We start from the raw sequence: 14,440 nt of genomic DNA, 5'->3' as shown, positions 1-14,440 counted from the left end.
TCAATCCTCTTCTAAGAACTCAGGTTCAGGGAGGATTTCCTCAAGAACATCTGAGATAGCGACACCATTGCTGGCAAAATTGTCAGCCAGCTCGGCATATCGTTCCTCAGTAATCTCAAGCTCCTCCCCTACCAGTCGTTTCACATTTGATTCCCAATCATAGAAATCTTGTTTGATTTTAAATTTCACTTTTTAAATCCTCCAAAACTTCTACGGCTTCGGCTTTTGTCAACTTATAAGCGCCTGCTACCCCTGCTTCTTTCGCTAGAACTTTCAACTCTTCTAGAGTTTTATTCTCTAAATCAGAATACTGGGTAACCTGCTCTTCTTGAATATAATGACGTCGTAGCAATAAGCTCATATCGTCACCTCTTTCTTACGCGCCACCGAATTTTACAACTCGTGTAGGGTCATAAAGGTAAACACCGTAGTGTTCATCTCCTGTGATTACAGTAGTCTTCTTCAAGATATCGCGGTCTGTTTCGATAGCCACGTCGCGTTTAAGCAAGATTACAAAAGCTCCGTACTTGTTAGCGTCGTCTGTCTGAGTTTGACTTGGTGACACTTTAACAAGGAAGCCTTTACCTGCTTCAACTTTCTTAGAGCGCACGATTTGTACTCCGCCTGCTTCACCAAAAGTACCTGAGATAACAACGTCTGCGCCAATTTCTGAGCCTTTAACCCATTCTTTAGCTACGTTTGTCTTCAACTTGGTAGCGTCTTTTGGATTGATGATAGCAACGTACTGAGCATCTTCTTCATCTTCAAAGACGTCAAGAGCTTTATCAAGAGCTTCAAGTGTAGTAGGTGCATCATCTACGAATTGTGTTGCTGTTTTCGCTACTGCTACAAGGTCGTTATCAATCTTGTTAGCGATTGCCAAACCTAGCTGGTAAGTTGCTTGACCTACTGGGTCTCCTAGACCTGACAAAAGAGATTCATCGGTAATTTCATAACCTTTACCTGCTTTTTTGATGGTCATAGTAGTCTTTTTAGTAGTCAATTGGTCTGGCGTAATTGCTTGGCCTTCTTCAATTTCAGTAGCGTCTCCTGCATACTCCCATGCTGGCACTGTTAAAGTGCTACCTGGTTGACCTTCAAGCTCTGTTTCTACATATGCTAGTGGTGTGAATTTAATCAATTTAGGTAATTTAGCGGCTACCATATCCGCCATTACTTCTGGATTAACCATAGTGGCTAATTTAGTTTGTCCTGCTGTCATTTTCTATTATCCTTTCAATTTCTTGTAAAGCTCTGGGTTCTTTAGGAAGAGTTCGTTACGGCTCTTATATCCCATGGCTCTAAACTCTTCAACAGTCAACTCATCGTTGACAGTTGGCGCGTGATTGATAGGGGCTTTCCCTTTCAACTTCTCCTGTACGCCTTTCTGTACGGCTTGCTCCCATGATTTCTGCAATACAGCGACAGATTCAGATACCGTCTCTGCGCTTGTCAAATCAACTACATTCACTAACTCAACAGGTAAGTCACGTTCACTTAGCATTGCTTTAGCTTCTGCGGTCAATTCCTTACGAGCAATAGCCTTTTCACGGTCAGCTAGTTCTTGCTCACGCTGATCTAACTGATATTTCTGTTTCTCATCAGCGTTCATCTTAGCAAGCTTCTTAGCCTCGTTTTCCTTGGCTTCTTGCTCAGCTTCCCATTTAGAGCGTTCGGCAGATAGCATCTTACCGATTTCAGCACGAGTGAAAGTTCGTTCGTGCTTTTCTTCCTGCACTGTATCAACATTTTCTTGAGTGTCGACAGTCTCAGTTGATTCAGTAGATACAGTTGCATTGATTTCTTCTGACATAATTGTCCTCCAGCGATTACGTCGCCACTCGATAATCTCGTTTTACGTCCGGCGACGGAACAGTACAGCTTTTAATGTCATCGGTACAGTTTGGACAATATAAAAACCGTACGGGATTCCATACGGTTAAGTTTTATAATTCGATTCCTTCGATTTCTGATCGAACTTCCATCCAGTATAAATACTGACCCATAGCGCACTTTTGATTTTTTAAAACTTCAATTGAGCATTTTGGCTCAAAATTGAGCGTACCAGCTTCGTATTTGATAACCATTTTATGTAATTTTGTATATTTATCCTTAAGCGCATTGTATTCATCGATAAAACGTCTTTGCCAATCTTCCATTTTTTCTATTCCTTTCTTCAATTCACTAATTTATAGTAATTTATAGCGGTTTATTCCTGCCAGTCAAGATGTCGGATCACCTACTTTCTATTTCTGAAACCTGTTAAAATCGCAAGAATAGTTCCTACAATTAAAACAAATAGCCAAAAGAATACCAACCACCCAAAGGCGATTGATACCCAATCCCAGATAAACATATCTTTACTCCTCTACTTCTTCGTAAGTTTCTGCAAAAATATCAGGCTTGCACGGATAAAATTCACCTTGAACTCCTTTAATGATATAATCCCCTTCAGTCGCAATCATCAAGCCTTCAAGCGTTTCGATTTTTAAAAGGGGATTGCTTAAATCAGCGTAGTCAATCCGTACTGGATCTAATCCAAAATCACATAGCTCATCTATAGCTTCTTCTGTATCTAAAAACTGTACAGCTTCAATCACTACTGGCTTCTTACGATATTTCATCTGCTTTGTCCCTTCCTTTTAAGTTTCTATAAGGATAACTTCGCAAGCTACCACTGAAATTCTTTTTACTTCAACATCACAATCAATAAAATCCTCGGGATAACCTCCTTCTAAATCTTTATCGTTGTGACAAACCGAGATACAGCATTCTTTATCAATTGTTTTACAAAGTTCTTTGACTTTCATTTTCTACTCCTTTTCCCCGTCTTTCGCAACATACTTGCTATACCACTCTTTATAAGTCATATCGGCAGGCACGTACTCAACTTTACCTGTAACTGGGTTCCTTGCCCTACGCTTCAACTTGTCGTAGTCTGCTTCATCGTCGTGCGCTACGGTAGTAGACCTACACCAAGGGTGCATAGGCGGACAATTGACACCAGGGACAGCCTTATCCCTATCATAAACCTGATTGTCATGTTCTTGGCAAATGCGTGATGTACGCTTGTCTAAGACGGCCACAAATATATACTTCTCTATATCGGCTTCCTCATAACTGAGTAGTTCCATCTGGTTATGAAAAAAGGCTGATTCTGTCCGAACCAAACGCCTTGCATCGTTCTGCCCCACATTGAACCGCTCAGCAATTGCTTGTGCAGTTCCTCGTGTATCTCGACCTGTCATGAGGCTCATGAGTAGTTCATCTTTTATGCTTGAAGTAAGCTTTCCTGTATTCTTCCAGATGTTTGTTGAGTACGTGCTTCCATCTCCTACCCAACTAAAAGACTGTAGATGTTTTATCTCGCTCTCAGGAAGCCCAGAAAAGCCATATGCTAGCCCTGTCTGCTGTTGCAGGTCAAAGGTAGCCTTGTGGTAGCTATCCTTCATCAGGTCGCTATAAAAGGCATCTGAGCCTGTCTTCTCTGAATGATAGATAGATTCACGCATACGGTCTAAATCGTCGCTCAAACGTTCTAGGCGCTTCATACGGAAAGAATAAGCTGGACTGTCTAAGTCAGCCAGTAGCCTTTGGATATTCGGGTCATTCGGTCTAGCTTCAAGTACCTTACGAAGTTCATTCAGGTCTTTCTTGTCTTTCATGTTCTTCAAGACTTGTCTAGCATCCACCTGACTTAAACCATAATCACGTTGGAACTTATCAAAAATCTTATTGATTTCCTTATCCAAGTAAGTCTTAGCTTCTTGATAGACCTTATCGAACTGGTCTGCCTGCTTTTCGGCCTTGTCCATCTGCTGGTAAATCAGATTGGCTTTCCTCTTCGCCCAATACTCCTGATTCTTCATCCTCTACCTCGTCTTCGGGTTTCGTGTTGTCTTGGTTAAACATCGGCATGTCTTCCATGTTCTTCTTTTTCTCTTCTTCCAAGGCTTCCAGTTCAGCATCAGGGTCTTCCACAAACGGCAAGAGAGAAATAAGCTGCCTGTTGGTCACTTTGCCTTCCAAGTTGTTCACAATCTGAGAGATTTCCAGTAAGTTCTTAGGTAAACCACGGCTGAACTGCGGAACGATTGAATGAGACTCTAGTGCAATCTGCTTCATGCCCAAGTAATGAGCAAAAATCGCAATACGCTGTCTTAATCCACGCTTGTAGTTTGCTTCTTTGGTCTTCGTGATCATCTCAAGACCCATCAGCTTAAATTCCATGGCTACGCCTGAGGTGTTCCCTGCGAAATTCTCATCAGTCAAGTTAGGAACATGGCTGAATGTGTAGATATCCTCCTTCAAAGCCGTACGCAAGGTTTCAGTAGCACTTTCGTCCAGCGTGTTCTTCAAGAACTCCGCTCTTGCACTATCGCCGGGTAACTCCAAAAGACCTTCTTCAGAAAGAATCTTCATCGCTACCTTAGCATCTTCTGGCGTGTCTGCTAACTGCGTACCATACAAGACAAGGATAGACTCTACTGCCTGCTCCTTATCATTGACTCGGTTACCCATTAAAGAGTTGTAAGCGTCAATTAAGCTTATTTGTTGCTCGTAGTCGCCAATCGCAAAATGATTATTGCGATACTCGATAATCGGGATTTGACCAAGGTTATGAGGTGTTGCCTCTTCAATCTGAGATGTCCCTGAATCTGTACTTCTCAGCACCATATGATAATGCAGATTCTCAGTAAAGACTTCTGCCTGGTACTTAGTAGTATCTTTCGTATCATCTTTGACCTGGTAGTAATAGACCGCAAATAAAGGCTTCCGCTCAATACTATCATCATAGACCATGAAAGTATTCTCTGGGTCAATACTAGTTGAATCCAACTCAGTCACTCCCTCTTTGGCATAGATGTACTCATAAGCGCGACCATAGATGGCCATGTTCAAAGCGTTCTGCGCATCTACTTGGTCAATCTCAGCACCGTCAAAGGCTGTAAGTAGTTCATCAATATCACCTTCGGCAGTATTGTTGTACTTGATAGGATTGCCCATAAAATAGCCTGTAGCCGTGTCTGCGATATCCTTGGCATGATTGGCTACTGTCTTGTAATTGGGTGCGTTCTCGTTGCGTCTCTTGTGATTTAAGATAGCATGCTCACCCAAGTAGTAGCTTTTAAGTTTCTTCAAACGTGAGCCTTCAGTGCTATGTTTCGTTATCAATTTGTAAATCAGATCTTTCTTCAAAGAACCCTCATCATATCCATCTCGTGGATAGGTTAAATATTGGTACATGTCTTTCCTCTCTATAGACCATAATCAGAACGTCTGCGGACGGTTGCTTTCCCACCTTCGATACATTGAAGGCTGTAACGTAAAGCATCCATCAAGTGGTTGTTTTTATCTTCTGGCTTGTTCAACCAATTACCTTCTTTGTCACGCTGGTAGCAGTAACTATAAAATTCATCCATGATATGTTCACAACTCGGATGTACATAAATAGCGTATCCTTGTAATTTGGACACGCCTGCCATGATACTATCCTTACCTTTACGACTCTCTTTAATTCGAGTTATACCATGTTCTGACCTTAATTCCTCAATCAGTCGTAATTCAGCGCTATCAGCGATAATCCGTGAGCGATGATAACCTTTATCTTTAATCATCTTAGCAACTTCTTTAGTAATCAATCCAACTTTATACGCCTCGTCAAAAACATAAATCTCTTTCGTTGTATCGTTTATGAGAGAACAACACAAAGCGGTTGGGTCATGAGTGAAACCAAAGTCAAGACCGATACATAACTTATTAGCTGAATCTTGTAGTAATTCATCCTTATCGAAATCCTTGACAGTTACGTTCTCGTAGATTAAACCTTCAGCAACTCCCCACTCACCATCACAAACGATTCTAGCCCGTCTTGGGTTCGTATTATACAAATCCTCATAGCGCTTGATATCCACTTCATCCAACCACTCATTGCATTTATAAGTGGTAGTAATAGCGAATGTATCAGCTCGTCTCGTATCTTCATCAAAGAAGACACGCTTGAGCCAGTGCCTCTCATTCCACGGGTTAAATGTGACTGTGATTTGTTTAAAGAAGTCAGGTACGTCTAAACTACCACGGATTGACTCAACAACCGTACTGAACTTGTCTTCAGTCTCAATTTGGTACGCTTCCTCAAACCAGGCCCAACAAAGGATACCAACGTCAACTGTAATAGATGTGATTTTAAGTTCATCATCCAAACCACGGAACAGAATCTTTTGGCCAGTCGCTTTTATAGTTATCTCAGGCAAAGACTCGTTAAATTTAAACAAATGAGTCACGCCCAACACATTACACGCCCATTTAAAATCCGTATAGGTAGATTGCTTATTTGTATTCGAATATCTACGAATGACAAGCAAGTTCGCCCAGGGATATTTCAAAAGACGTACAACGTAATTTAAAGCAGTTGTCTTGGACTTCTTCGAACCACGGGAACCTTTTACAACACGGTAAAGACTTCTTGAGCGCCAAAACTGGCCATATCCCCCGCCTACTGTCTTAGGTAGGTCAACAACAATATCATTCTGTTTAATCTGGTATGTCTGACTCATTCGCAAACACCACCGTTCCAGAAACGTCTGCCTCTACTTTGTCTGTCCAAAGCCTATGCCGTTTTCCTAAAAGTTCGGCTGCTTTGATTCTATCTTTTGCTCCGACATCAATATCCGTAATCGTTTGACCTAATTCTCCTATGCTTATCAAGGTCTGTTCTTGCGTCTCTCCTCGCATTACTGATGTTAGATAACTAAGTACTTCTTGTTGATCTGCAATTTTCTCAGAATCAAGTTGTTTCAGTCGTTCATCTATATAGCTTTTAATCTTAGGATTCTTTAGTAACTTATGCCCTTCAACGCCTGCCACTCTATCACTAGAAACACGATAACCTGCTTTTTTATAAGCTTCCGTCGCATTACCTGAGATGATGTACTCATCTGCAAATCTCTTTTGTTTTATTCTCAATCCACTCAATTTTCCATCACCACCTTTTTCAAATAATCAAAAAAGCCACACGATGTGCGACCTTTTTAAGACCTCTCACAGGCTTTGCAGGAATCGAACCCACGATAACAGTTTTGGAGACTGTTGTGTTACCGCTACACTAAAAACCTCTTTTACTTTAAAATGCAAGGCGACTACAACCTTGCGTGTTAATTAGAAATCAATTTTCTGATTTATTTTTTTGTAGTCATTACAACCTCTGAGGGAATCAAACCCTCTAGCTTATAACTTACCTAGGATATAAGTAGCTACGCAATCATGCAAGGTCCAGTCGCTTCTGCAACCATTTTTTAAGTTAATGAGTGATATATGAATGCTAAGCCTACTGCCTACCCCATTCTGGGACACAAACACTCAAAAGGCGATGTCCGGATTCGAACCGAAAAAATACATAGGAGAGAAAATCACTTTACACCTGTCACCGCCATGTGAGGCCGAAGCCTCGGAAATAAAATGAAAAAATAAGGAGTTATCAGTGCGCTTACCGCCTTCAGCTGATAATACTATTTTATCATTTAAAGGTTTCAATTTTGTTTAATCTGTTTACTTCTTTTAGCAATATTTTCGAAGGCCGATTTTCTAATATTATAGATAGTCCCTCGACTGCATCCCAACTTACTCTCTACCTCGCTCCACGTTAATCCATCAATAAAGAATAGTCGCATCACAATATTTTCTAACGGATCATCAAGAGATTCAATCAACTGAACTAACTCATCTCGTTCACGATATAGTTTTTTAATCTCTTCGTATAATTGTTCAGACCTGTCAATAATAGATATATTCAATTCTTCAGACTGGTTCTTATTGCTTTTTGACTTCGGCATACTATCGAACGTCTGTCCTTTTAAAATGCCTGAACGTAGACTGATATATTCTTGATGTTTCGATTTAGCTTTTATATCGATATATGGCAAGGCTTTTAATCTCTGTTTAATATCTATTGTCAATCATACACCTCGATTCCAAAGAATTGGCAGATGTCTTCTGCCTCACATTCGGAAATTTCCAAACCTCTCTCCCAACAACTTATGATTGTTGAAGAATACCCTAAATGCTTTGCTAATTCTGTACGAGTAAGACCTTGCTCCAAACGTTTTTCTTTCAAAAGCGCATTAAGATTTCCAATCTCACACTTCTTGAATAAGACATCTTTATCCAATCCTAACTCTTTTGACAGACGTTCTTTCTGACGATCACTTGGTATCAGACCTCGTTCCCAATTTGAAAATGTCCTTGGACTAATACCAAATTTCTTTGAAGCTTTTCTCAAAGATAGACCTTTACCAATTCGCCACAATCTGATCTGTTCTGAAAAAAATTTACTATCCTTCACGTTCCATCTCCTCGATCAGCCAGTCAAGATTCTTTCTGGCTTTCTTCAGGTCTTCAAGACCGTTTTTCTTCTGGAATCGCAGTTGATACTTCAAGGCATTTCCAAGATAAAAGCCTTTCAGCTGTTCTGGTGTCATGAAGTTTCTTAAAGCATCGATAGATTCCATTCCATACCGACCTTGGTAGTGGCTTGGTTTGTTTACGTTGTCAATTATTTCTGGCATCATTATTCATCCTCCAAAAGCTCTCTGTTTTCGTATACATTGCCGATGATTTCGTTCTCATCAGTTTCTGACCACAAATAGCTAGCTAATTGCTCGCAATCATTCATAATCAACCAAGCTCCCTCAATCATGGTTACAACACCTGTGATTGTTTCATTTTCCGTTGTTGGCTGAGTTCGTACTTATCTAACTACATCCCCCTCAAAGATTTCCTTACCGTTCTTATCTCTGAGTCCTGTTGATTGCATGAGCACTAAATCTTCCGCTGAAACCATGTAAGTAATTCCATCCCCAATACAATATAACTCATCCTCTAGCCAACTGATATGGTCGATATAATTATCCATTTTCTGTTCTTTCTTCAACCACGCTCTAAATTTCGGTATCATACCAAATCCTCCTATTCCTTTTTAAAATAATTTTATTTGTTTTTCATAATCATTGAGTCTCTGTTTAGCAAGATTAAAGATGTCTCTATCTAACTCGCAACCGACATATTCAAAACCTAATTCTTGACAAGCAATTAAGCTACTTGCTGAACCAACATGAGTATCAAGAATCTTGTCTCCTTCTTTTGCGTAAGTTTGAAGTAACCAAAGATAAAGACTTATCGGTTTTTGTGTCGGATGGATTCTAACCTCATTTAAGGCCTTATTCCCTTGTTGTATATGACCTTCAGATATCGACTTTCCTTGCATCATACCATTCCACATATAGCGAAACAGCCGTATACTATCATGTAAGCTGCAGTACGCTATCTCACAATCTGAGAAACTTGACTTGCCATTAACTTTGTCCCACACGATACGGCCAGGCCCGAAAGAGTAGTCGAAGTAGTTCACACCCCAAATGATTTGATTTTTTGAAACTCTAAATAACTCATCAAAATAATCTCTATTTGGAATTTTCCACTCTGATGTTTTGCCATACAGTCTATTGACGCCAATCGGACTGACTTTTCGACCATAGTATTCTCTTTTTTCTGGACCGGAAAAATATGGGGGATCTACAATAGCTAAATCAAAGTAGTTGTCAGGATATCTTTTCATAACGTCCATACAATCTTCGTGAAGAAATAATTTCACAACAACACCTCATCTCCTACTTTCACTTTCTCATACACGTCCTTCGTAACCACGAACACCCCGTAATCACGTATCGTAAGCGTATATAGTTTGCCATGCCGTCCTTTTTCGACGACTTTGCCGAATATCTCAGCGCCTGCGTTATCAGCCTTGTAGATAACCATAGGCTTCTTCTCTTCCAAATCTCGAATCCTGTCCATCTGCCAGATGTTTAGACCAGCAGATAGCAGAATCCAGATAGCTATGAATCGTTTCATGTTCACTCCCTGTAATTATTGTAAATTTCAATAGCTGGAATTGATTCATTATCAATAGCAGAAGTAATTATTAGCTCGTTTCCAACTTTTTTCTGAAATTCTAGCAACTCCTCTATCGAATTAATTTCGATAAAATGCCCCTCTGCACCGTTCGGGAATTCTCTTTGTATTCGACCTTTAGACGTTTTATGATTAACTCCTTCAGAAAGCCAACTGCCTTCTAACCTAGAAAATCGCTTATCAAATTCTTCAAATGTCGAACAGCCTCTAACTTCTATTTTTGTGTATTTTTTAATCACGGCGTTAGGGATTTGATTTTCAACCCACCCGCTTGTGCTTGTTAGTAAAAATTCCATCACTCCACCTCTTTTTCTACAGTAATCGTAAATTCACGGTCATTTATGTTTAAAGGTAGAACCGCCCCTGTTTTCGAGTCACTTTTTAGCAAATCCAATACAATTTCTAAAACTTGCTTACCTAAAATCAATTGTGTCTCTAAAATATTTTGCTCATTAGTCATCCCTCCACCTCCTTAACTTCAAAAAGTTTGCTAGTGAATACTTCTCCAAATCCTGCTTCTTCAAGCTCTTTGCGTGTATGCTTTGTGCGGAATTCTCCTACTTCGTGCTTACTCATGAAAAGCCATTCGTCTTGCTTTTTATTGTAATTCAAGTAATCATATCCGTCTTTCAATTTTTTCAAGCCTTTGAAACGAACTTGGTAAAGCGTTTCAAGCTCAACATTAAAGCCGTTGACCCATGCACTCAAAAACTTATCTTCATTATCATCCTTCGTGATCCACATTAAGATTTCAAGTTCATACTTTAGATTTTCAAGTGATGTAAAAAAGTTTTTCCCTTTTTGCTTTTTGGTGCGTGATAAACTCTCCTACTTCTTTTGGTATAGTTATTAATTCTTCTTTATTCATCTTCCAACTCCTTTATTCTCTTCTTCCAGTTTTTCACTTTCTTTTTAAGCAAGTCACGTTCCTCTGACCTGCTAAATGCAAGTGATTTGACACACGGCTCAGATAGTTCAACTATCCTTGCCTCCGTCTGCTCGATCGTGCGTTTCAGTCCTTCGATGACTGTCTGTTTGCTGTATTCCATGGTTTATCCTGCTTGTTTTTCTAGCCAATTAAAGAGTAGGCCAAACTGTTCCGTCACTAGTGAATCATCATTGTATTGCTTACAAATTTCGCCAATCGTAGTTACTGCCCATAGCCAATAAGCGTCCGAGCCAAAACCGACTTCTTGACTCTTCTTATTACTGCGTGCCATCCATTCAGGAATAACTCTGCTAAAGAAATCGATGTAATCAATTCTCATGGTAATTCCTCAATCTTGATATAGACCCCAACTGTATCAGCCCAGAACTTTTCGGCAATCTCGCTGGCCACTTGAGCATCGTCTTGCCAGTATCCAAGTTTCGTCATGCAATCCTTGAGCAACTTCTGTAAATTATCTGTATCTGGTTTTGTGGTCTTGTACTGGCCATCGTAGCTTTTTTTGATACGAGGAAAGCACCACTTGACTGTAAGCCGAATAGCTCCTTCAAATTTATCAGTAGGAACATACTGGGCAAGCAAGCTCTCAAATTTCGCTCTGGCATTTTTTAGATCCTCTGGTTCATAAAAAATCGGCTTACCAAATCTCGTATTTACCTTTTTTTGTTGATGAGTTGTTGTCGGTATTTTTTTCATCGGTAAAAAGAATTCAATCATCAGCCAACTCCCTTAAAATCACACCCAAGGTCGCACTAGCACTCATAAGCAATCCAAATGTGTAATCTGGATTAAGTGCCATCTCTTCAAAATCATCTTCACATTTATCCAACAAGTCATCGATTTCCTTTTTAAGATTATCAATAGCTTTTTTATTTAATGTCATTTTTCACCTTCTTTTTTATACGCGCCTAAGTTCAGAGTGAAGGACAGGGTTACAGGGTTACAAGGGGCGGATGCATAGCCCCCTTGTACCTGTACCTGTTCTTCTGAACTCTCAGGGACACTTCCTAAATATCTCTCCTCAAGGAGGGAGATATTCTGTCCCTAGCTTTGTCCCTGAATTTCTCGGGTTTGTCCCTAGAGCTAAAAATCCGCATGGTTGTGCGTTTTCTCAGGGACATTCTCGGGTTTGTCTTTGTCCCTAGAGACACTCCAGAGACACAGGGACACTCTCGGGTTTGTCTCTGAGAGTCAAGGACATTCCCGAGGGACACTCTCGGGTTTGTCTATCGGGTTTGTCCTTGTCCCTACTCTGTCCCTAGCTCTTCTTTGGGTGTGATTTGATTGTTTTTCACTTCAAAATCATCTCTATTTTTGACCCATCTTCTGATAGTTTTTTCGCTAACAGGTTTGTCTTCTGTTGAAAAATATTCCACCATTTCACTCAATTCAACCGGATTGATTCCGTCGAATAATGCATCCATAGCAGTAGTAAATCTCTCGTCAGCAGATTTCTTTTTCTTCTCATTCCCCTTTTTACTATCTAGATTCTTTTTCCAATTTGGCGTAGTATCTTCTAATTGGATATCTGCTAACACGCCTGATTCATCAAGTGTATGCACTGGATAGCTGAACCACATATTCACTGGCTTAAATTTGGCAAACTCTCGAAGCGTACCTTCCACACGCCATGCGGTTGCTATCTGAATCTTGTTACGGACTTCTTCGAGCCTGTCTACATAAGGAGCACGAGCCATGACATCAGGGATGCCTTTTTCAAAGTGCGTTCTCATCTGCGCTGGACTTAATAGGTCATCTAGTCCGACATTCTGTTGGTAATAAGCGTTATTTCGTTCTTGCAAAGCCTGCTTGTATACTTCGCACGCTGCTTGGTTCATCCTCTGAGTAAGTAATTCCTCTGATACTTCCAGCTCGACCAAATCGATAAGCGCGTCAGGATCCCGAGCGAATACACCCGAACCACTAGCGCGGTCCATGGACTTCTTGCCACCTTGCGAACCTTTTGAGTGGTGGTGACAGTAGATAACGCTAGAGCCTAACTCTGTGGCCACTTTATCAAATTGATTCGTAAAATGTGCCATCTGGTCTGCACTGTTCTCGTCACCAGTCAGGACCTTGTAAATCGGGTCAATGATAACTGCGATATAGTTTTTCTTCAAAGCTCGACGTATGAGTTTAGGAGCCAACTTGTCCATCGGTACAGTCTTCCCACGAAGATTCCAGATATCGATATTCTGGATGCTTTTAGGTGGTAATCCCATAGCTTGATAAACGTCACGGAAGCGATGTAAGGCAGACGGACGGTCTAGCTCCAGATTGACGTATAATACACGCCCTTGAGTACAATCCCAGCCTAGCCATTTTTTGCCTTCAGCAATTGCAATTGACATTTCAATTAAAGCGAATGACTTACCAGCTTTTGATGGTCCAGCAATCAGCATCTTATGGCCTTGACGAAGGACACCTTTTATCAACTCAGGAGCTAACTCTGGCAAGTTATCCCAACTATCGGCCAATCCTTCAGGATCAGGTAAATCATCGTTCAAATCTTCGATGTATTGATACCATTCATCCCAATCAGATTTACCAATGTTGGTATCTACTAAAAATTGTTTCTGTCCATTACGGATGAACCCAGGCATACGAGATAGTCTACTTGGATTTCGATTCTGTGTATCGACGATAATGCCGTTCTTTTGACAAATCTTATAAAGATAATCAACCCTATTACGGTATTCTTCGTAATTCTTGGCATCTACTTTGACGATGGCATGTAGTGACTTATTTCCACTGTGTACTAAAGCAACAATCGGTAATTCAAGTTCTTTGTAGATTGCGTTTTGCTTATCGATTGGCATACTGTCGGATTCGACTAAGGCATATCTGAAATCTGTCACATTTTCATTTTTAGCACCTTTTCCATCCATGGGATTGAATCGAACCCATGCGCCGGCTTCTTCGTGGTAGTCACCTAAGACTGCCCCGATATCACCATTGCACTGACTCAACTCTTTAATAAGCTGGCCAGCCGTCCTGTCGTAAGCTCCCTTGGTTGGTAGCCATTTGACAATTTCGCCAGTTTCATCGTCTGTTTTCGGATAGCATTCAGTAACGTACCCAACGTTTTCGCTAGCCTCGAAGAGTGTTTCAAGATATTTGATAATCTCCTGAACCGGGTTCCAAATAGTTGGCTCATGGATTTCCTTACCTTCAATCCAGTCTTTATCAATGACACGATAATCACGATCTATTGTATCGGTCCAACCTAACTCATGCGCGTTCTCGCTATCGTAGCTAGATTGCGACACCCAGCCATTTTCTTTAGCAAGTTGGGTAATCGTCGCACCCGTCACGATAGTTCCTGCTTGTTCATTGAAAGTATCCCATTTCTTGAAGCACTCAAATTTCTTGTATCGACTATCATTTTGTGACCAGTTATCCCAGTCGGATGCTGTATATCCTTCATGTTTAAGAGCCATACCGACATTGACCCACGTCTGATAATCTACCGTGGCAGGATTGATGTAATCCAGCAACGGCAACAAATTAAAATCATTCTCTGCCACT

At 40.6% G+C, this 14,440-nt stretch carries 23 protein-coding genes, 1 tRNA gene and 2 pseudogenes; all 26 read right to left on the bottom strand.

The genetic code is table 11. The annotated features are described in order from the left end of the window. Positions 1-189: a hypothetical protein gene (locus tag B7700_RS03440; RefSeq protein ID WP_084887165.1), complete on the bottom strand. Its 189-nt coding sequence runs from the start codon at positions 187-189 to the stop codon at positions 1-3. Further along, the gene (locus tag B7700_RS03435) at positions 179-361 is read right to left on the bottom strand and encodes a Rho termination factor N-terminal domain-containing protein (protein WP_084887162.1); all 183 of its coding nucleotides are present in this window, start codon (positions 359-361) and stop codon (positions 179-181) included. The genes B7700_RS03440 and B7700_RS03435 overlap by 11 nt, the downstream gene beginning before the upstream one ends. Positions 362-376: 15 nt before the next feature. Beyond that, positions 377-1,222: a N4-gp56 family major capsid protein gene (locus B7700_RS03430; RefSeq protein WP_084887160.1), complete on the bottom strand. Its 846-nt coding sequence runs from the start codon at positions 1,220-1,222 to the stop codon at positions 377-379. Positions 1,223-1,228: 6 nt separating this feature from the next. Next, the gene (locus tag B7700_RS03425; protein WP_084887158.1) at positions 1,229-1,813 is read right to left on the bottom strand and encodes a DUF4355 domain-containing protein; all 585 of its coding nucleotides are present in this window, start codon (positions 1,811-1,813) and stop codon (positions 1,229-1,231) included. A 133-nt stretch (positions 1,814-1,946) separates the two neighbouring features. Next, complete coding sequence (locus tag B7700_RS03420) at positions 1,947-2,159, bottom strand: crAss001_48 related protein (RefSeq protein WP_084887156.1); 213 nt, start codon at positions 2,157-2,159, stop codon at positions 1,947-1,949. 201 nt (positions 2,160-2,360) lie between these two features. Then, entirely contained in the window at positions 2,361-2,624 is a 264-nt protein-coding gene (locus B7700_RS03415; protein ID WP_084887154.1) for a hypothetical protein, read from the bottom strand. Positions 2,625-2,642: 18 nt separating this feature from the next. After that, positions 2,643-2,810 carry a hypothetical protein gene (locus tag B7700_RS11120; protein WP_158086134.1) on the bottom strand — a complete coding sequence of 56 codons (168 nt, stop codon included), beginning with the start codon at positions 2,808-2,810 and terminating at the stop codon, positions 2,643-2,645. Positions 2,811-2,813: 3 nt separating this feature from the next. Further along, entirely contained in the window at positions 2,814-3,869 is a 1,056-nt protein-coding gene (locus B7700_RS03410) for a minor capsid protein (RefSeq protein WP_239822547.1), read from the bottom strand. Next, a complete protein-coding gene (locus B7700_RS03405; RefSeq protein ID WP_084887152.1) occupies positions 3,778-5,247 on the bottom strand; it encodes a phage portal protein in 1,470 nt (489 codons plus the stop codon). The genes B7700_RS03410 and B7700_RS03405 overlap by 92 nt, the downstream gene beginning before the upstream one ends. A gap of 11 nt (positions 5,248-5,258) precedes the next feature. After that, the gene (locus B7700_RS03400) at positions 5,259-6,557 is read right to left on the bottom strand and encodes a PBSX family phage terminase large subunit (protein ID WP_084887149.1); all 1,299 of its coding nucleotides are present in this window, start codon (positions 6,555-6,557) and stop codon (positions 5,259-5,261) included. Next, positions 6,535-6,975, bottom strand: coding sequence for a terminase small subunit (locus tag B7700_RS03395; RefSeq protein ID WP_001859583.1), 441 nt, complete (start codon positions 6,973-6,975; stop codon positions 6,535-6,537). Before B7700_RS03395 ends, B7700_RS03400 begins: the two co-directional genes overlap by 23 nt. Before the next feature lie 69 nt (positions 6,976-7,044). After that, positions 7,045-7,115: transfer RNA gene (locus B7700_RS03390), tRNA-Trp, on the bottom strand. Between the two features lie 414 nt (positions 7,116-7,529). Then, on the bottom strand, positions 7,530-7,955 hold the full coding sequence (locus tag B7700_RS03385) for a DUF1492 domain-containing protein (RefSeq protein WP_084887147.1): 426 nt from the start codon (positions 7,953-7,955) through the stop codon (positions 7,530-7,532). Continuing rightward, positions 7,952-8,341, bottom strand: coding sequence for a helix-turn-helix domain-containing protein (locus B7700_RS03380; RefSeq protein WP_084887144.1), 390 nt, complete (start codon positions 8,339-8,341; stop codon positions 7,952-7,954). The genes B7700_RS03385 and B7700_RS03380 overlap by 4 nt, the downstream gene beginning before the upstream one ends. Then, the gene (locus tag B7700_RS03375; RefSeq protein ID WP_084887142.1) at positions 8,331-8,567 is read right to left on the bottom strand and encodes a DUF3310 domain-containing protein; all 237 of its coding nucleotides are present in this window, start codon (positions 8,565-8,567) and stop codon (positions 8,331-8,333) included. Before B7700_RS03375 ends, B7700_RS03380 begins: the two co-directional genes overlap by 11 nt. Continuing rightward, positions 8,567-8,911, bottom strand: a pseudogene (locus B7700_RS11190) (YopX family protein). The gene B7700_RS03375 and the pseudogene B7700_RS11190 overlap by 1 nt, the downstream one beginning before the upstream one ends. Positions 8,912-8,974: 63 nt before the next feature. Then, positions 8,975-9,649 carry a DNA-methyltransferase gene (locus B7700_RS03365; RefSeq protein ID WP_084887140.1) on the bottom strand — a complete coding sequence of 225 codons (675 nt, stop codon included), beginning with the start codon at positions 9,647-9,649 and terminating at the stop codon, positions 8,975-8,977. Then, complete coding sequence (locus B7700_RS03360) at positions 9,646-9,906, bottom strand: DUF1372 family protein (RefSeq protein WP_049515369.1); 261 nt, start codon at positions 9,904-9,906, stop codon at positions 9,646-9,648. Before B7700_RS03360 ends, B7700_RS03365 begins: the two co-directional genes overlap by 4 nt. A 2-nt stretch (positions 9,907-9,908) precedes the next feature. Further along, positions 9,909-10,262 (bottom strand): hypothetical protein, encoded by a 354-nt coding sequence (locus tag B7700_RS03355; RefSeq protein WP_084887138.1) that lies wholly within the window; start codon positions 10,260-10,262, stop codon positions 9,909-9,911. Then, entirely contained in the window at positions 10,262-10,426 is a 165-nt protein-coding gene (locus B7700_RS11185; RefSeq protein WP_192855653.1) for a hypothetical protein, read from the bottom strand. The genes B7700_RS03355 and B7700_RS11185 overlap by 1 nt, the downstream gene beginning before the upstream one ends. Further along, positions 10,423-10,722 (bottom strand): annotated as a pseudogene (locus B7700_RS03350) (DUF1642 domain-containing protein); the annotation flags it as partial. The pseudogene B7700_RS03350 and the gene B7700_RS11185, both read right to left, overlap by 4 nt. 104 nt (positions 10,723-10,826) lie before the next feature. Further along, positions 10,827-11,015, bottom strand: coding sequence for a hypothetical protein (locus B7700_RS03345; protein ID WP_142358598.1), 189 nt, complete (start codon positions 11,013-11,015; stop codon positions 10,827-10,829). A gap of 3 nt (positions 11,016-11,018) precedes the next feature. Next, positions 11,019-11,234, bottom strand: coding sequence for a hypothetical protein (locus B7700_RS03340; RefSeq protein WP_049515376.1), 216 nt, complete (start codon positions 11,232-11,234; stop codon positions 11,019-11,021). After that, positions 11,231-11,629, bottom strand: a complete 399-nt coding sequence (locus tag B7700_RS03335; protein WP_084887134.1) for a RusA family crossover junction endodeoxyribonuclease — start codon at positions 11,627-11,629, stop codon at positions 11,231-11,233. The genes B7700_RS03340 and B7700_RS03335 overlap by 4 nt, the downstream gene beginning before the upstream one ends. Beyond that, positions 11,622-11,795, bottom strand: coding sequence for a hypothetical protein (locus B7700_RS11115; RefSeq protein WP_158086133.1), 174 nt, complete (start codon positions 11,793-11,795; stop codon positions 11,622-11,624). Before B7700_RS11115 ends, B7700_RS03335 begins: the two co-directional genes overlap by 8 nt. 364 nt (positions 11,796-12,159) lie before the next feature. Next, on the bottom strand, positions 12,160-14,439 hold the full coding sequence (locus tag B7700_RS03330; RefSeq protein WP_084887132.1) for an AAA family ATPase: 2,280 nt from the start codon (positions 14,437-14,439) through the stop codon (positions 12,160-12,162). Position 14,440: the final 1 nt, after the last annotated feature.

It is taken from the genome of Streptococcus mitis (assembly GCF_002096755.1).
In the GTDB taxonomy this organism is placed as follows: domain Bacteria; phylum Bacillota; class Bacilli; order Lactobacillales; family Streptococcaceae; genus Streptococcus; species Streptococcus mitis_AC.
This window is presented reverse-complemented; position numbering and strand designations above follow the sequence as displayed.

What these genes read in the sequence shown, in the direction of transcription:
- B7700_RS03435 (WP_084887162.1), bottom strand. Translation starts at nt 361, where the DNA reads ATGAGCTTATTGCTACGACGTCATTATATTCAAGAAGAGCAGGTTACC.
- B7700_RS03420 (WP_084887156.1), bottom strand. Translation starts at nt 2,159, where the DNA reads ATGGAAGATTGGCAAAGACGTTTTATCGATGAATACAATGCGCTTAAG.
- B7700_RS03425 (WP_084887158.1), bottom strand. Translation starts at nt 1,813, where the DNA reads ATGTCAGAAGAAATCAATGCAACTGTATCTACTGAATCAACTGAGACT.
- B7700_RS03345 (WP_142358598.1), bottom strand. Translation starts at nt 11,015, where the DNA reads ATGGAATACAGCAAACAGACAGTCATCGAAGGACTGAAACGCACGATC.
- B7700_RS03375 (WP_084887142.1), bottom strand. Translation starts at nt 8,567, where the DNA reads ATGATGCCAGAAATAATTGACAACGTAAACAAACCAAGCCACTACCAA.
- B7700_RS11120 (WP_158086134.1), bottom strand. Translation starts at nt 2,810, where the DNA reads ATGAAAGTCAAAGAACTTTGTAAAACAATTGATAAAGAATGCTGTATC.
- B7700_RS03415 (WP_084887154.1), bottom strand. Translation starts at nt 2,624, where the DNA reads ATGAAATATCGTAAGAAGCCAGTAGTGATTGAAGCTGTACAGTTTTTA.
- B7700_RS03405 (WP_084887152.1), bottom strand. Translation starts at nt 5,247, where the DNA reads ATGTACCAATATTTAACCTATCCACGAGATGGATATGATGAGGGTTCT.
- B7700_RS03410 (WP_239822547.1), bottom strand. Translation starts at nt 3,869, where the DNA reads ATGAAGAATCAGGAGTATTGGGCGAAGAGGAAAGCCAATCTGATTTAC.
- B7700_RS03400 (WP_084887149.1), bottom strand. Translation starts at nt 6,557, where the DNA reads ATGAGTCAGACATACCAGATTAAACAGAATGATATTGTTGTTGACCTA.
- B7700_RS11115 (WP_158086133.1), bottom strand. Translation starts at nt 11,795, where the DNA reads ATGACATTAAATAAAAAAGCTATTGATAATCTTAAAAAGGAAATCGAT.
- B7700_RS03360 (WP_049515369.1), bottom strand. Translation starts at nt 9,906, where the DNA reads ATGAAACGATTCATAGCTATCTGGATTCTGCTATCTGCTGGTCTAAAC.
- B7700_RS03340 (WP_049515376.1), bottom strand. Translation starts at nt 11,234, where the DNA reads ATGAGAATTGATTACATCGATTTCTTTAGCAGAGTTATTCCTGAATGG.
- B7700_RS03355 (WP_084887138.1), bottom strand. Translation starts at nt 10,262, where the DNA reads ATGGAATTTTTACTAACAAGCACAAGCGGGTGGGTTGAAAATCAAATC.
- B7700_RS03430 (WP_084887160.1), bottom strand. Translation starts at nt 1,222, where the DNA reads ATGACAGCAGGACAAACTAAATTAGCCACTATGGTTAATCCAGAAGTA.
- B7700_RS03335 (WP_084887134.1), bottom strand. Translation starts at nt 11,629, where the DNA reads ATGATTGAATTCTTTTTACCGATGAAAAAAATACCGACAACAACTCAT.
- B7700_RS11185 (WP_192855653.1), bottom strand. Translation starts at nt 10,426, where the DNA reads ATGACTAATGAGCAAAATATTTTAGAGACACAATTGATTTTAGGTAAG.